Here is a 14,536-nt window from a genome sequence, read left to right as displayed (position 1 = left end):
AAACCGCGCGCAAACCGGCTAGGCTAGGCCGGCCCCGACGCCGGAGACCCGCATGCAAGCCGATCGCTTCCGCCTGTATTCCGAAGTGGACCTGGAAATCGTGGTGGACGACATGGCCCGCCAGGCCGCCGCCCTGCTCGACGCCACGCCAACGGTGCTGCTGGGCGTGCTGCGCCGCGGCGCGCCGCTGGCGGACAAGCTGCTGGCCCGTATCCGCGTGCATGCGCCCTGGGCCGAGGTCGAACGCATCGACCTGAAGGTGAAGCGCTACGCCGACAACCTCGAGCTGCTGCATCCGGACACGTCGCTGGAGGCCCCGCAGGGCGCCGACCTGATGAACCGCCGCGTCATCGTCGTCGACGACGTGCTCTACCAGGGCTACTCGTTGATGCGCGTGTTCGAGTGGCTTTCCACCCAGAAGCCGGCGCACGTGCACGCGGCGGTGCTGGTGGACCGACAGCGCCACCGCATGCCGGTGCGCGCGGACATCGTCGGCCTGGCGCTGAAAATCGCGCCCGAGGACGTCATTGAATGCAACGTGCCGCCCTATGAAACGGACTTTGCCGTCGACCTCTGGCGCCCCGCCGAGTCCCCGAAGGGCTGACGATTGGCCCTGTGGGAGGGACTTCAGTCCCGATGCCTTTCGGGACTGAAGTCCCTCCCACAGGGCCGTGCGCTTACTTCGCGCGGACGTACAGGTCCTTGCCCCCCGCCGGGCTGGCGAGCTCCTTGAACTCGAACCACTTGGGATACGCCTTGAACAGGTCGCTCAGTTTCCGGTGGCCGAACAGGCGCGGATCGAAATCCGACCGCAGCTTGTTGAGGTAGCTGCCCACCGCGCCCAGCTGGGCCCAGCCTTCTTCGTCGCTGGCTTCCTCGATCGCCTGGTTGAGCAGTTTGCGCGGCGCCTGCTGCGGCTGCTTGGGCTTCTCCGCAGCGGTCGCGGAGGAGGCCGTGGCCTTGGTGGCCTTTTTCGCCCCACGAGCGTTCGACTTGGCCGGCTCCGGTTTCTCCGCCTCGCCGGCGTCCTGGCGCAGCACTTCGACATAGGTGAACTTGTCGCAGGCTTGCACGAAGGGATCTGGCGTCTTGCGCTCCCCGAAGCCGTACACGGTGAGGCCCGCTTCGCGCAGCCGCTGGGCCAGGCGGGTGAAGTCGCTGTCGCTCGACACCAGGCAGAAGCCGTCGAAGCGCCCGGTGTACATCAGGTCCATCGCGTCGATGATCAATGAACTGTCGGTGGCGTTCTTGCCGGTGGTGTAGGCGAACTGCTGCACCGGGTGGATGGAGTGTTTGAGCAACGCCTGCTTCCAGCCCTGCAGGCGCTGCGAGGTGAAGTCGCCGTAGATGCGCTTGACGCTGGCGACGCCGAACTTCGCGACTTCGGCCAGCAGGCCTTCGATGACCGAGGGCTGCGCGTTGTCGGCGTCGATCAGCACGGCCAGGTGCTGGGCGTCTTCGGCAGGCGTGGGGGTGTTGCGGTCTCGGGATGGCATGGGGGTCCTTCGCGGCTGAAGCCGCTCCTACAGAGGTTTTTCCGGGTCGCGGCGCGAGTAGAGGTCGATGATGGCTTCGACGGCATCGCTGCAGACGTCGCAGAAGTGGTCGGTGCGGGTGAACATCAGGCAGTTGAGCTGCGGGCGGTAATAGCCCGTGGCCTGGTAGTTGGCGCCTTCGAAGGCGCCTACGGCGTTGGCGTGCGGGTGGCCGTCGAACAGGTCGGTGATGAAGGCCTGCTCGTCATGGAAGAGCTGGCTCATTTCCGACTCGGGGCGCTGGTCGGCGCGCAGCTGGGCGCGGCGGGCCTGGTTCTCGCGCTGGAAGGCTTCGAACTGCGTCTTCGGCCAGGGCGTGGGCAGCGGCGAGGCCGGGCTGACAAGGTGCTTCCACTTGTCCGCCCGTGGGTCGGCGGTGGCATTGGGCTCCCAGGGTTCCGGCCGTTCGCCGCCGCTCTGGTAGGCCACGGAGGAGGTGTAGTACTCGTCGGCCAGGCCGGCGAAGTGGTGGCCAAATTCGTGCACGAACAGGTAATCGGCCCAGTCGTTGCCGGCCGCCGCGGTGCTGAACTGGCCGAAGATGCCGCCGCCGCCGTAGGTTTCGCTGTTGAAGATGATCTCGACCACGTCGTAGGGCGCGTGCTGGGCCAGTTCGCGCCAGGCACGGTTGTCGACGCTCAGCGCGTAACGTTCGGAACCGAAGATGTCGTAGCGCAGGCCGGTGGCGCTGGCCTTGTGCACGCCGGTGGATGGCCGCGAAACGCCGCTTTCCGGCAGCGGCACGGTGAGCGCCCAGACATTGAAGTCGGCTTCGCGCTCCTTGAACGGCGAGACGCTGAAGAGGTGGTCGGCCAGGCGGCGGGCGTCGGACTCGAACTTGCCCAGTTCGTCGGCGGCGTAGCCGTCGCCCAGGATCAGCAGGTCGACCTTGTCGGCCGGGTCGCCGTTGTCGCGGATGGCGATCGGCGTGGCCGGGGCTTTGGCGACGGCACGCTCGACGTCCAGCCCCGCCGGGTCGATGCGGACCTGCCAGGCGGGCACGAACGCGTTGCCGGCGTCGCGCTTCATCACCTGCACGGTGACCGGTTTGCCGGGCATCGGGATGCGCAGCGATTCCTGGAAACTGCGCTGGATGTTTCCGGCCTCGGCGGTGGACTGCCATTCGCCGAAGATCGTGCTGTAGCCGCGGGAGTACAGGACCTCGCCGGTGTCGGGGTCGAGTACGCGCAGCAGGTTCATGCCGCGATTGCTGGTGTCGATCGGTCGCGCCGGGTTGCCGGGCCAGGGCAGCGGTTCCACCACCACCCGTTCGAGCGCGAAGTGTTCGGTTTGCGCGTCGCCGCCGTGCTGGAGGTCGATGCGCAGGGTCGCGGGGGGCTCCGCCGCAAAGGCGGGCAGGGCAAGCAGGCAGGCTAGCGCGAAGCGGAACATGGGCCATCTCCCGGGTCTCGCCCCCCATCATTCAGGGGGCGGGGCGGGGAGTCCAGTTCAGGCCTGGCCGTCGTCGAGCGGGCGTGCGCCGGCGGTCACCATGGCCGCGTGGGCGGCGGCGTGGCGCTCGGCGGACTCCGCGTGCACCACGACCAGCAGCACGCCGGTTTCGACCAGGGCCTCGTAGCGCTTGCGGACGTCGTCGTCGGCGTGGTCGCCGGCCACGGGCCGGGTCCAGCCGGCCAGGTTGCTGCCCAGCAGGTTGAGCATGCCGGCGCCGGCCAGGCTGACGCCCAGGGTCGGCACGGTGACGGCGCTCAGGCCGGCCAGCAGGCCGCGCACGCGGCCGTGTTCGTCGGGCTCGCTGGCTTCGGGGTCGAGTTCGAGCTCGATGTCGTGGCGCGCGACCAGGGCGATGTCCTCGTCGGCGATGCCGGCGTCGCGGGCGGCGGTGAGCGCATCTTCGAGCTGGGCCAGGTTCTCGACGGCGAAGACGCTGCGATTTTCAGATTTGGGGTTCATGGCGAGGCTTCTCCAGGGTCACCAACGAAAGCGGCCGGGCGTCCAGCCCGGCCGCTACCATCCACTCTGACATGGATAGGCGTTCTCGCTTAGTCGTTCATGTCCTCGACATCGTCTTCGTCCATGGCCTCGTCCGGGCCGACGATGAGGTTGGTGGCCACGACGCTGCGCACGCCCTTGGTGCCCTGGGCGATCTCGACCGCCTTGGTGCGGGCCGCCAGGGTCGGGGCGGTACCGGTCAGGGTGACCACGTTGTCCTCGGTGTCGACGTTGATGTCGGTGCCGTGGACCTGGTCGTCGGCGAGCAGCTGGGTCTTCACCTTGGAGGTGATCCAGGCGTCATCGATCTCGTCGCCGGCCTCGTCGGCGGCCTCGCGCACCTGGCCGGAGGCCGTGGCGGTGTTGGCGTCCTCGCGGGCCTCGGTGTCTTCGCCGGCCACGATCAGCTTGTTCTCGACGCGCAGCACGTCATCGACCTGGCCCACCACTTCGGTGGCGGCCATCTTGTCGGCCATCGAGTCGGCGCCGCCGGTCAGGGTGACCACGCCGTTGTGGGTGTCGACGTTGATGTCGAAGCCCTTGGTGCGCTCGTCGGCCAGCAGGCGGGTCTTCACGGACGCCGTGGTGGCGGCGTCGGCGGTGGCCTGGGCGGCGGTGCGCGCCGGCTTCATGTCGTTCTGGTGCTTGACCTTGTCGGCCATGTCTTCGCCGGTGTGGTGGTCGGCGTGGGCGGCGGTGACGCCGAAACCCAGGGCAATGGCGGAAGCGAGCAGGGAAGTCTTGAGAGCGTTCATGGCGTTTCTCCTTAACAACATGTGGTTGGACGGCCGGGGGGCCTCGCTCGCGGTTGGGATCGGGGGATCCACCAGCACGTCCGTCGAGCGTGGGGCAGAGACTGGCGGCCGGCGCCGAAATCGAAACTGAAGCAAATATTCGTTTTTTGTTATGGGATCGCCGGAATTCGCCTGTTTTTGTCGGTGATTCATCCACTTGCAGAACCTGAACGGGTCGGGACCCGCGGTTCGCAAGGCCTCTCCGGCCACTGGATTTACTCTCCACAGGGAGTAGTATCTCCTCTGACTCCACGAGGAGAGTGTCATGTCACCGCGTGCCGCCCCGATTCCCGCCAGCCGGCCCCTTCCCGACCTGGGCGGGCCGGCCCTTCGCGCCTATTTCGCCATCGCCCGGGCCTGGGACCTGAAAAACGCCGAAGCCCGGCGCCTGCTGGGCGATCCGCCGGAATCGACCTGGTACAAGTGGAAAAAGCAGCAGGACGGCAGCCCCGGGCGCGACGTCCTCGAGCGCATCAGCTACGTGCTGGGCATCTTCAAGGCGCTGCAGGTGCTGTTCCCCGACCCGACCCGTGCCGATGCCTGGCTTCGCAAGCCCAATGCCGCACTGCCGTTCGGCGGCGGCTCGGCGCTTGAGCGCATGTTGTCGGGCAACGTCGCCGACCTGTTCGTCGTGCGCAGCTATCTCGACGCCCAGCGCGGCTGGCAATGAGCCTGCCGCGCGTCACCCGGGTCAGCTGGACCCAGGCCTGGCGGCTGGTGCCCAGCCGTTTCCCGCCGCAGGGCGTGTTCGACCGCATCGCCCGTCCCGAGGACCTCGAGGCCCTGTTCGCGCTGGAGTCGCTGACCAACCCGCGCCTGCGCGAGGAGCTGGGCGAACTGCAGCTGGTGCCGCGCGAACGCCGCGTCAGCGGGCCCGGCACGCAACCGGTCATGGCCGCCTTCACCCACCTCAATCCCGCCGGCAGCCGCTTCAGCGACGGGAGCCATGGCGTGTTCTACGCGGCCCGCGCCCTGGAAACCGCGGTCGCCGAAACCATGCACCACCGGGCGCGCTTCATGGCCGCCACCGCCGAACCGGCGATGCGCATCGAGATGCGCTGCTATCGCACGGCGATCCGCGGCCACCTGCACGACCTGCGCCGCGGCTGGCCACAGATGCTCGACCCGGACGATTACGGCCCGCCCCAGGCCCTGGCGCGCCAACTGCGCGCAGCGGGCTCGAACGGCGTGGTGTACCCCAGCGTGCGGCACGCCGGCGGGGAATGCGTGGGTGTGTTCTATCCCGACCTGGTCGATCCCTGCGTCCAGGCCCGGCACCTGGTCTACAGCTGGGACGGCCAGCGCATCCTGCCCGACTACGCGCAGGCGACCCTGCGCAAGATGGGCTCAGGCCGCGACGAAGCGCACTGAGTGGCGGTGGCCGTGCACGAGCGGCTCGAGCAGGTACTGGCCCTGCATCGCCAGCGCGCGGTCCTTGATCGCCGGCACCAGCTGCAGCGGGGGCACGTGCTGCACGTAGGGTGAGAACTCCAGGTCCAGGGCCAGCGCCACCACCCGGGTGCCGTCGTCCCGTGGCTTCACTTCCAGGTGCAAGGCGAAGCGCCGCACCATCTCCAGGCGCACGGCTTCGCGCACGGCGGCCTGGCAGATGCGGTAGACGGTGGTGCGGGCGTCTTCGTCCAGGCCGTCCACCGGGCCGTCGAACGTCGGCTCGAAGACCACGCCGCTGTCGTCGAGCATCTCGTGCAGCGGGCCCGACTCCAGGGCCTGCTGCAGGCCGTGGGTGTCGAGCTGGGGCGGCCGCAGCTGCCGCAGCGCGCGGCGCAGGCTGTCCTGGATCTCGCGTACCTGTTCGCGCAGGGACTCGAGCAGGCGGGTGCCCTGTTCGTCGCGCACGTCGCGGAAAGCCAGGCTGATGCGGGTCCCCAACGCATGGATGGCGTGGCCCAGTTCGTATTCGAGCTCACTGGCGAGCTCGCGCTGGCCCTGCTCTTCCAAGCGCGCCAGGCGCTGGCCGACCTGGCCCAGCTCCGCCGCCAGCATTTCCAGTTCTGTGGTCTTGGCGGCCAGTTCCTGGTGACGCTCGGCCAGCACCTCGTGGCTGCGCCGCAGCGCCGTGCTGGCCGCGCCCAGCACCAGCGCGCCGCCGCCCACGACCGCCAGCACGAGCTGGAGCATGGTGACGTTGACCGTCAACAGGCCGGTTTGCACCAGGGCCTGCATCACCGCGGCCAGCAAGGCCGTCGCCAGCGCCCCGCCTTCCCAGCCGTGCCGGAAGCTCAGGAAGAACAGCGGCGCGAAGGCCAGCAACAGCACGTACATCGCCAGGTCTTCGTAAGCCTGCAGCACCAGGAAAACACCCAGTGCGCCAATCAGCACCAGTCCCAGGTCGCGCAGCAGGCTGGCGCGCTGCGGCCGCCGGAAGCTGCCATGCACGGCCGCGACCAACAGCGGCGCCAGCACGATCTGCCCGATCAGGTCGCCGTACATGAAGGCGAACATGCTCGCCAGCGAATCGGCCGTGGACATCGGGTACGTAACCAGGAACATCCACAGCAGCGGCGAAACACCGGCCGCGCCCAGCAGGCCCGCCAGCAACAGCAGCAGCATGCGGGTGGGTGAATCCGGCGGCGGCGCCGGCCGGGGGCCGCGCAGCAGGTACACCACGGCCGCGTAGATCAGCCAGGGCGCCACGCAGACCGCCAGGAAGGTGAAGGTGACCAGGGGATAGCCCAGCACCGCCGACTTGGTGGCCTGGGCCAGTATTTCGGCGGCGCCCAGCCAGCCCCAGCGGCGGGTCGGGGTGAGCCACAGCATCGCCAGGCGCAGCCCGGCGGGCAGGAACCACACCTGCGCCGAAAGCTGCTCCAGGCCCAGCCAGGCCGCCAGCACGCACAGCGCCAGCAGGGCCCAGCGGCCATTGCGGCCCGGACCTGCATCCTGCAACAGCGCCAGCGCGCGTCCGGTCATGCCTGGTGAATCCCCCTGTTGGCCGATACTCCCGGCTCCCGGCCATGCTAACCGAGCCGGGCGGCCGCGCCGTAAACGCACGGCCGCCTTCCTTGCCGGGGACGGGGCCGATATAATCGCGGCCTTCTTATCCACAGGGCCCCGGCCCTTTGTCAGGACACCCCGTGCGCAATCACGATCTGGTTTTCCTCAAGCACTTCTCGATGGTCATTGTTTTCCTGGTGGCGGTCACGGGCGTGCTGATCCTGCTCGGCCTGTACTTCAACAGCCAGCTCCAGCCCGAACCCAACCCGGTGGCCCAGGCCGCGATGGTCCAGCGCCTGCAGCCCGCGGGTGGCGTCTACGCCGGTTCCACGGGCGCGGCGGCGCAGGCCGCTGCGGCAGCGGCCGCGGCCGCGGCGTCGGCCGGCCAGGTGGCCTACGACGGCACGCTCGACGGCAAGGTCATCTACGACAACCTGTGCGGCGCCTGCCACACCTCGGGTGCCGGCGGCGCGCCGAAGCTGGTACGGGCCGAATGGACCGCGCGCATCGCCCAGGGCATGGACACCGTCCACAAGCACGCCATCGAGGGTTTCCAGGGCTCGGCGGGCATCATGCCGGCCAAGGGCGGCAACCCCAACCTCACGGACGAGCAGGTCATCGCCGCCGTCGATTGGATGCTCGACAACCTGCAGTAAGCTGGCGGCCACCGCCCTTGCGCCAAGACGCCGCCCCCGGGCGGCGTTTTCGTTTCCGGAGTCCCCGCATGACCCTTCGCCGCTTCCTGGTCGCCCCGCTGCTGCTGGCCGCCTGCACCCCACCCGGCCCGGATACCCTGGGCAAGGTGCCCAGCCCCGAGACCGGCCCGATGACGGTCTCGCGCATCCAGGGCAGCGGCGAACGCAGTCCGCTCGAAGGCCGCGAGGTGACGGTCGAAGCGGTGGTGGTGGCGCCGATGGGCGGCCTGGGCGGCGTGTTCGTGCAGTCGCTGGCGCCCGACGCGGACCCGGCGACGTCCGAAGGCCTGTTCCTGCCGCGCGCGCGCGACGCCCGGCCAAGGCTCCGGGCCGGCGACCACCTGCGCATCACCGGCACCGTCGTCGAGACCGGCGACGACGGCACCACTCTTACGGCGATCGAGGCGTCGGCGCTCGAGGTCCTGGGCCAGGCCGCGGTCGAACCCCTGGTGGTGTCGGCCGCCCCGGCCAGTGCCAGCGACTGGGAGCGCTACGAGGGCATGCTGCTGACCCTGCGCGGTCCGCTCACCGTCACCGGCAACGAAGACCTGGCGCGCTACGGCGAACTGCGGATCAGCTTCGACGGCCGGCTGTTCACGCCCACCGAAATGGCGCCGCCGGGTCCCGCCGCCCAGGCCATTGCCGCCGAGAACGCGCGCCTGATGCTGCGCATCGACGATGGCCGCAGCGCCCGCGACCCCGACCGCCTGTGGTTCCTGCCCGGCGACGGCCTGGGGCCAGGCCAGCCGCTGCGCGTGGGCAGCGTGCTGCACGACGTCACCGGCATCCTGGACCAGCGTTTTGGCAGCCACCGGCTGCAGCTGGTCGAACCGCTCGCCAACATCGAACAGGCGCCGCGCCCGGAAGCCCCCGAGGTCGGCGGCGACCGTCGCATCGCCGGCTTCAACCTGCTCAACCTGTTCAACGGCGACGGCCGGGGCGGCGGTTTCCCGACCGCGCGCGGCGCCGCCACCCGCGCCGACTACGAGCGCCAGCAGGCCAAGCTGGTGGCGACGGTGCGCGCCATGGCCCCCGACCTGGTGGCGCTGATGGAACTGGAAAACGACGGCTTCGGGCCCGAGTCGTCGCTGGCGCAGTTCGTGGACGCGCTCAACGCCGCCGGCCCGCATCGCGACTGGCGCTTCGTCGACGCCGGCCACGGCCCGGGCGACAACCCGATCCGGGTCGGGATGATCTACCGCGCCGAGCGCATGCAGCCGGTCGGCAAGCCGCTGATGTTGTCCGAAGGTCCCTTCGGCGACCGCAGCCGGGTGCCGCTGGCCCAGGCCTTCCGGGCCGGCACCGGTCCGGTCTTCGTGGTCGTGGCCAACCACTTCAAGTCCAAGGGTGGCTGCGAGGAGGCGCTCGACGGCGACGTCGACCGCCGGGACGGGCAGGCCTGTTTCAACGCCACCCGGGTGAAATCGGCCCAGCTGCTGCACAGCTGGCTCCGCAACGACCCCACGGGCACCGACCCGGCCGGCCACCTGCTCATCGGCGACTTCAACGCCTATGCCCAGGAAGACCCGATGCGCCTGCTGCGCTCGCAGGGCTGGCAGGACGCCTTCGCCCAGACCAAGCTCGAACGGCCCTATTCCTTCGTCTTCCAGGGCCAGTCCGGCCGGCTCGACCATGCCCTGCTGGACGCCGGCCTGGCCTCGCGCCTGCGCGGTGCCGCCGAGTGGCACGCCAATGCCGACGAGTCCGAGGCCTTCGATTACCGGAAGGACCGCGGCGGGCGGGGCGGCAGCGACCCCTGGCGGGCGTCCGACCACGACCCGCTGCTGCTGGGCTTGGACCTGGCGCGCTAGGGGCTATCATCCGCGCATGGACGCCTTGCCCGACTTCCCGACCGAATCCGGCCCGCTGCTGGTTCCCGGCCCCGCCGGCCAGCTTGAGCTGATGGTGGACCTGCCCGAAGAAGGGCAGGAACGGGCCGGCGTGGCCATCATCTGCCATCCCAATCCGCCCGAGGGCGGCACCCTGCACAACAAGGTGGTCACGATGACCGCCCGGGCGATCAGCGAGCTGGGCCTGGCGGCGGTGCGCTTCAATTTCCGCGGCGTCGGCAAGTCCGAAGGCGAGTGGGACGAAGGCCGCGGTGAAATCCTGGACCTGCTGGCCGTCGCCGACTGGGTGCGCAAGTCGCGTCCGGACGACGCGCTTTGGCTGGCCGGCTTCTCGTTCGGCAGCTGGGTGGCCCTGCAGGGCGCGCGCCAGCTTCCGGTGAAGCAGATGATCTCGCTGGCGCCGCCGGTGGGCTTCCGCGACTTCTCGGGCGTGCAGCCGCCGGCTTGTCCGTGGCTTGTGATCATGCCCGACGCCGACGAAGTGGTGGACCCGCAGAAGGTCTACGAATGGATCGACGGTCTGGATGAGTCGCCGACCCTGGTGAAGATGCCCGACACCAGCCACTTCTTCCATCGCCGGCTGATGGACCTGCGCGGCGCGGTCAAGAACGGCGTGCGCAAGAACCTGCCGCCGCCGCGCCATGGCTGAATCGTCCACGGTGCGCCCGCCGTCGGCCGCCTACGCCGACGGCGTGGCCAGCGGCCGCTGGCAGGACGACCCCGCGCAGCGGCCGGCGCTGGCGCAGCTCGACCGCATCCATGGCCAATTGCGGGCGCGTGAATCCACGCCCGCGTGGAAACGCTGGTTCGGCCGCGGGGCGGCACCGGTGCAGGGCCTGTACCTGTGGGGCGGCGTCGGCCGCGGCAAGACCTTCCTCAACGACCTGCTGTTCGACCAGCTCGGCGACCTGCCGCGCCGGCGCTGGCATTTCCATCGTTTCATGGTGGAAATGCACGGCCGCATCCAGGCCCTGCCCGAGGACACCGCCGACACCGTGGCCGTGGTCGCCGACGGCCTGGCCGATGAAATGCGCCTGCTGGTGCTCGACGAATTCATCGTCTCGGACATCGCCGACGCGATGATCCTGGGCCGGCTGCTCGACCGTCTGTTCGAACGCGGCGTGGTGCTGGTCACCACGTCCAACACCGAGCCGAAGAACCTCTACAAGGACGGCCTGCAGCGTGCGCGCTTCCTGCCGGCGATCGCGCTGCTGGAAAAACACAACGTCGTGCATCACCTCGCCAGCGACCAGGACTACCGGCTGCGCCAGCTCACCCGGGCGGAAACCTATCTCACGCCCCTGGGCGAGGCGGCCGACGCCGCGCTGTCGGCGCACTACGAACGCCTGGCCGCCGACGCCCCACGCGAACAGGGGCCGCTGCACGTCAACGGGCGGTCCATCCCGGTGCGGGCGCTGGCCGAAGGCATCGCCTGGTTCGATTTCCCGGCGCTGTGCGAAGGCGCGCGCGCCGCGGCCGACTACATCGAGGTGGCACGCGACTTCCACACCGTGCTGCTGTCGAACGTGCCGGTGATGGATACGCCCCGCGACAACGCCGCACGTCGCTTCGTGCACCTGGTGGACGAGCTCTACGACCGCAACGTCAACCTGCTGCTCAGCGCCGCCGCCGAACCGATGTGGCTCTACACCGGCGACAAGCTGCAGCAGGACTTCGAGCGCACCGCCTCGCGCCTGGTCGAGATGCGCAGCGCCGAATACCTGGCGCGCGAACACCGGCCATGAAGCGGGCCGCGCCCTGGCTGGCGGCATCGCTGGGCCTGGCGCTGGTGCTGGCGGCGTTCTGGCCGGGTTACCTGAGCTGGGATTCGGCCTGGCAGTGGTGGCAGGCGCGCACGGGTGAACTCGATCCCGGGCATCCGCCGGTGATGGTGCGGGTGTGGCAGCTCGCGCGCCTGGTGCTGCCCGATCCCGGCGGCATGTTGCTGCTGCAAAACCTGGCCTGGTGGGCGGCGATGGCGGGCTTCGCGCAGGCCCGGGGCGGCGGTGCCTGGCGCCGCGTGCTCACGGTGTGGGCCGTGGGCGCCTGGCCCGCGCTGCTGGCCCTGCTGCCGCATCTTTGGAAGGACGTCTGGATGCTGGCCCTGTTCGCCGGCGCGGTGGCCTGCCTGGCAGCCGAACTGCGCATGCCACGACGGCGCTGGCGCCTGGCCGCGCTGGCGCTGCTGGCCGGTGGCTGTGCCTTCCGCCACAACGCCTTGCCGGCCGCCTTGCCGCTGCTGGCCTGGATCGCCTGGCGCGAATGGCCCGGCCGGCCGCTGCGCGTGGCGCTGGCCAGCCTAGTGCTGGCCGGCGGCGTCCACCTGGCGGCCCTGCTGGCCAACCTGGCGCCGGGCGCGCGCGACACGCCGGTCTGGCCGGTGGTGGCGATGTGGGACATCGCCGCGGTGTCGATCGCCGAAGACCGCGTGCTGTTCCCGCCCGACTGGGTCGAGCCCGGGCTGACCGTGAACGACCTGCGCCGCGACTTCGTGCCCTACGTCAACGTCCCCAGCTTCGAATCCGGGCAGCTGCGCCTCAATTTCTACTACGACTACACGCCGGCGCAGTACGCGCAGCTGCGCGACGCCTGGCTGTCGCTGCCTGTCGGACATCCACGCGCCTACTTCGGCCATCGCGCCGAAGTCTCGGCCTACCTGCTGGGCCTGCGGCAGGCGGCGCAGCCCGACTTCCAGGTGCTGCAGCCGGCGATCGTGCCGCTGCGCGACAACCCGGCGCTGGCGCCGCCGTCGGGCTTCCTGCATCGCAGCTTGCAGCCGCGGCTCGACGCGCTGGTGGACACCCCGCTGTTCGCCGGGTGGATCTACCTCGTGCTGGCGGCCGGCGTGCTGGCGATGTGCGTGCTTCGACGCCGCGACGCCGGCGACGGACTGGCCGCCATCGTCGCCACTTCCGGCCTGCTGATCGCGCTGCCGCTGTTGCTGCTCGCTCCGTCCGCCGATTTCCGCTACCTGGCCTGGCTGGTCGCGGCGAGCCTGATGGCCTTCGCGCTGACCACACGCCGCGCCAACCAGTAGGAGCGCCTTCAGGCGCGAATTCGTTCGTTGCCGCAGGCAAAGCCAAAAGCTTCGCGCCTGAAGGCGCTCCTACAGGGGGCGCACTGGCTGCGTGCTAGCATCCGGCGAAACATCCAGGGGACCCGCCATGCGCCAGCTTTTGCTTGTTTCCGCCCTCGCCGCCGCCCTCTGCGGCCCCGCTTTCGCCCAGGCGCCCGAGGTCGAGGCGCTGGCTGCCTCGGTGGACGCGAAAGTGCAGGCCTGGCGCCGCGACATCCACCAGCATCCGGAGTTGGGCAACCGCGAAACACGCACCGCCAAACTCGTCGCCGACCACCTGACGGCACTGGGTTTCGAGGACGTGCGCACCGGCATCGCCACCACCGGCGTCACCGCCGTGCTGCGCGGCGGCAAGCCCGGCCCGCGCATCGCCCTGCGCGCCGACATGGATGCGCTGCCGGTGACCGAACGCACCGGCCTGCCCTTCGCGTCCAAGGTCACCACGACCTTCCGCGGCGAAACCACCGGCGTGATGCACGCCTGCGGCCATGACGCCCACACCGGCATCCTGATGGGCGTGGCCGAGGCGCTGGCCTCGGTGAAGGACGAGCTGGCCGGCGAAGTGCTCTTCATCTTCCAGCCGGCCGAAGAGGGTCCGCCGGACGGCGAGGAAGGTGGCGCCGAGGAAATGCTCAAGCAGGGCATCTTCGATCGCTTCAAGCCCGAGGCCGTGTTTGGCCTGCACGTATTCAGCACGCTCAAGGCCGGCACCGTCGGCTATCGCAGTGGTCCGCTGATGGCGGCCTCCGACCGCTTCAACATCGTCATCAAGGGCCGGCAGACGCATGGCTCGCGGCCCTGGGGCGGCGTGGATCCGATCGTGGCCGCGGCCGACGTCATCGGCACCGCGCAGACCATCGTCAGCCGGCGCCAGAACATCTCCAAGCAGCCGGTCGTGGTCAGCTTCGGCGCGATCAAGGGCGGCATCCGCTACAACATCATCCCCGACGAAGTGGAGCTGGTGGGCACCATCCGCACCTTCGACGAAGACATGCGCCAGCAGGTGTTCGCGGACCTGATCAACGTCTCCGAGTCGGTTGCCCATGCCCACGGCGCCACCGCCGTTGCCCAGGTGCCCGACACCAAGGGCAACCCGGTGACGGTGAACCATCCGGCGCTGACCACGCGCATGGTGCCGAGCCTGGAGAAGGTCGTGGGTGCCGACGACGTGATCGAAATGGACCTGACCATGGGCGCCGAGGACTTCAGCTTCTACGCCAACGAGGTGCCCGGCTTCTTCTTCTTCGTCGGTGCCACCCCGCCCGACCAGGACCCGCTCAAGGCCCCCTCGAACCACTCGCCGGAGTTCTTCCTGGACGAGAGCGCGCTGAAGGTGGGCACCCGGGCCCTGTTGCAGCTGACCCTGGACTACCTGCACGAGATGGATTGACGGTTTCCGCCGACCCCACTATCTTGTGGCTGTCGGTCCCGGGTGCCACAAGTGCTTGGGTTAATAGGGAAGCCGGTTCGAATCCGGCACTGCCCCGCAGCGGTATGTGGAAACGACCGCCGTCATAGAGCACTGGGACCTGGGGTCCCGGGAAGCGACGGCCAGTAGGAGAGGCGCCCGCCTCGCGTCCACGAGTCCGAAGACCTGCCGACAGCCGCGCGAAGCACGACGCGCGGTGACCGGCCCAGAGGTCTCCGGGGGGAGACGGCGCCGGTGTCGTGGCGGCGC

At 69.8% G+C, this 14,536-nt stretch carries 14 protein-coding genes and 1 riboswitch; of the genes, 9 read left to right on the top strand and 5 right to left on the bottom strand.

Annotated elements, in window-relative coordinates; all coding sequences use genetic code 11:
• Positions 1-52: 52 nt before the first annotated feature.
• Entirely contained in the window at positions 53-604 is a 552-nt protein-coding gene (locus N788_RS10370; RefSeq protein ID WP_034224763.1) for a phosphoribosyltransferase family protein, read from the top strand.
• Between the two features lie 73 nt (positions 605-677).
• Here the strand turns inward: N788_RS10370 and N788_RS10365 are convergent, their stop codons facing one another.
• The 4 genes from N788_RS10365 to N788_RS15075 form a co-directional block, all read right to left on the bottom strand.
• Positions 678-1,496: an NYN domain-containing protein gene (locus N788_RS10365; RefSeq protein ID WP_034224761.1), complete on the bottom strand. Its 819-nt coding sequence runs from the start codon at positions 1,494-1,496 to the stop codon at positions 678-680.
• A gap of 27 nt (positions 1,497-1,523) precedes the next feature.
• A complete protein-coding gene (locus tag N788_RS10360; protein WP_034224759.1) occupies positions 1,524-2,927 on the bottom strand; it encodes an IgA Peptidase M64 in 1,404 nt (467 codons plus the stop codon).
• A gap of 57 nt (positions 2,928-2,984) precedes the next feature.
• Positions 2,985-3,449: a hypothetical protein gene (locus N788_RS10355; RefSeq protein ID WP_034224756.1), complete on the bottom strand. Its 465-nt coding sequence runs from the start codon at positions 3,447-3,449 to the stop codon at positions 2,985-2,987.
• A gap of 89 nt (positions 3,450-3,538) precedes the next feature.
• Complete coding sequence (locus N788_RS15075) at positions 3,539-4,243, bottom strand: BON domain-containing protein (protein WP_051924565.1); 705 nt, start codon at positions 4,241-4,243, stop codon at positions 3,539-3,541.
• A gap of 304 nt (positions 4,244-4,547) precedes the next feature.
• Between N788_RS15075 and N788_RS10345 the strand changes: the two genes are divergently transcribed.
• A complete protein-coding gene (locus tag N788_RS10345) occupies positions 4,548-4,952 on the top strand; it encodes an MbcA/ParS/Xre antitoxin family protein (RefSeq protein WP_034224753.1) in 405 nt (134 codons plus the stop codon).
• Positions 4,949-5,653 carry an RES family NAD+ phosphorylase gene (locus N788_RS10340; RefSeq protein ID WP_034224751.1) on the top strand — a complete coding sequence of 235 codons (705 nt, stop codon included), beginning with the start codon at positions 4,949-4,951 and terminating at the stop codon, positions 5,651-5,653. The genes N788_RS10345 and N788_RS10340 overlap by 4 nt, the downstream gene beginning before the upstream one ends.
• Here N788_RS10340 and N788_RS10335 read toward each other — a convergent pair.
• Complete coding sequence (locus N788_RS10335) at positions 5,630-7,213, bottom strand: MASE1 domain-containing protein (protein WP_034224748.1); 1,584 nt, start codon at positions 7,211-7,213, stop codon at positions 5,630-5,632. The genes N788_RS10340 and N788_RS10335 overlap by 24 nt on opposite strands.
• Before the next feature lie 164 nt (positions 7,214-7,377).
• On the opposite strand from N788_RS10335, the gene N788_RS10330 reads away from it, so the two are divergent.
• From N788_RS10330 to N788_RS10305, 6 genes are all read left to right on the top strand, one after another.
• Positions 7,378-7,893: a c-type cytochrome gene (locus N788_RS10330; protein WP_034224746.1), complete on the top strand. Its 516-nt coding sequence runs from the start codon at positions 7,378-7,380 to the stop codon at positions 7,891-7,893.
• A 68-nt stretch (positions 7,894-7,961) separates the two neighbouring features.
• A complete protein-coding gene (locus N788_RS10325) occupies positions 7,962-9,743 on the top strand; it encodes an ExeM/NucH family extracellular endonuclease (RefSeq protein ID WP_034224743.1) in 1,782 nt (593 codons plus the stop codon).
• A gap of 16 nt (positions 9,744-9,759) precedes the next feature.
• On the top strand, positions 9,760-10,431 hold the full coding sequence (locus N788_RS10320; RefSeq protein WP_034224740.1) for an alpha/beta hydrolase: 672 nt from the start codon (positions 9,760-9,762) through the stop codon (positions 10,429-10,431).
• The gene (zapE, locus tag N788_RS10315; protein ID WP_034224736.1) at positions 10,424-11,527 is read left to right on the top strand and encodes a cell division protein ZapE; all 1,104 of its coding nucleotides are present in this window, start codon (positions 10,424-10,426) and stop codon (positions 11,525-11,527) included. The genes N788_RS10320 and zapE overlap by 8 nt, the downstream gene beginning before the upstream one ends.
• Positions 11,524-12,819, top strand: a complete 1,296-nt coding sequence (locus N788_RS10310) for a hypothetical protein (RefSeq protein WP_034224733.1) — start codon at positions 11,524-11,526, stop codon at positions 12,817-12,819. Before zapE ends, N788_RS10310 begins: the two co-directional genes overlap by 4 nt.
• Before the next feature lie 127 nt (positions 12,820-12,946).
• Complete coding sequence (locus N788_RS10305) at positions 12,947-14,248, top strand: M20 family metallopeptidase (protein ID WP_034224729.1); 1,302 nt, start codon at positions 12,947-12,949, stop codon at positions 14,246-14,248.
• Between the two features lie 16 nt (positions 14,249-14,264).
• Positions 14,265-14,474: riboswitch (cobalamin riboswitch) on the top strand.
• Positions 14,475-14,536 lie beyond the last annotated feature (62 nt).

The organism is Arenimonas donghaensis DSM 18148 = HO3-R19 (assembly GCF_000743535.1).
Lineage (GTDB): Bacteria > Pseudomonadota > Gammaproteobacteria > Xanthomonadales > Xanthomonadaceae > Arenimonas > Arenimonas donghaensis.
Note: the sequence above shows the minus strand (reverse complement) of the source record. Positions and strands in the feature narration are given on the sequence as shown.

Coding starts and splice junctions, on each gene's coding strand:
- N788_RS10370 (WP_034224763.1), top strand. CDS start 53: ATGCAAGCCGATCGCTTCCGCCTGTATTCCGAAGTGGACCTGGAAATC.
- N788_RS10365 (WP_034224761.1), bottom strand. CDS start 1,496: ATGCCATCCCGAGACCGCAACACCCCCACGCCTGCCGAAGACGCCCAG.
- N788_RS10360 (WP_034224759.1), bottom strand. CDS start 2,927: ATGTTCCGCTTCGCGCTAGCCTGCCTGCTTGCCCTGCCCGCCTTTGCG.
- N788_RS10355 (WP_034224756.1), bottom strand. CDS start 3,449: ATGAACCCCAAATCTGAAAATCGCAGCGTCTTCGCCGTCGAGAACCTG.
- N788_RS15075 (WP_051924565.1), bottom strand. CDS start 4,243: ATGAACGCTCTCAAGACTTCCCTGCTCGCTTCCGCCATTGCCCTGGGT.
- N788_RS10345 (WP_034224753.1), top strand. CDS start 4,548: ATGTCACCGCGTGCCGCCCCGATTCCCGCCAGCCGGCCCCTTCCCGAC.
- N788_RS10340 (WP_034224751.1), top strand. CDS start 4,949: ATGAGCCTGCCGCGCGTCACCCGGGTCAGCTGGACCCAGGCCTGGCGG.
- N788_RS10335 (WP_034224748.1), bottom strand. CDS start 7,213: ATGACCGGACGCGCGCTGGCGCTGTTGCAGGATGCAGGTCCGGGCCGC.
- N788_RS10325 (WP_034224743.1), top strand. CDS start 7,962: ATGACCCTTCGCCGCTTCCTGGTCGCCCCGCTGCTGCTGGCCGCCTGC.
- N788_RS10320 (WP_034224740.1), top strand. CDS start 9,760: ATGGACGCCTTGCCCGACTTCCCGACCGAATCCGGCCCGCTGCTGGTT.
- zapE (WP_034224736.1), top strand. CDS start 10,424: ATGGCTGAATCGTCCACGGTGCGCCCGCCGTCGGCCGCCTACGCCGAC.
- N788_RS10310 (WP_034224733.1), top strand. CDS start 11,524: ATGAAGCGGGCCGCGCCCTGGCTGGCGGCATCGCTGGGCCTGGCGCTG.
- N788_RS10305 (WP_034224729.1), top strand. CDS start 12,947: ATGCGCCAGCTTTTGCTTGTTTCCGCCCTCGCCGCCGCCCTCTGCGGC.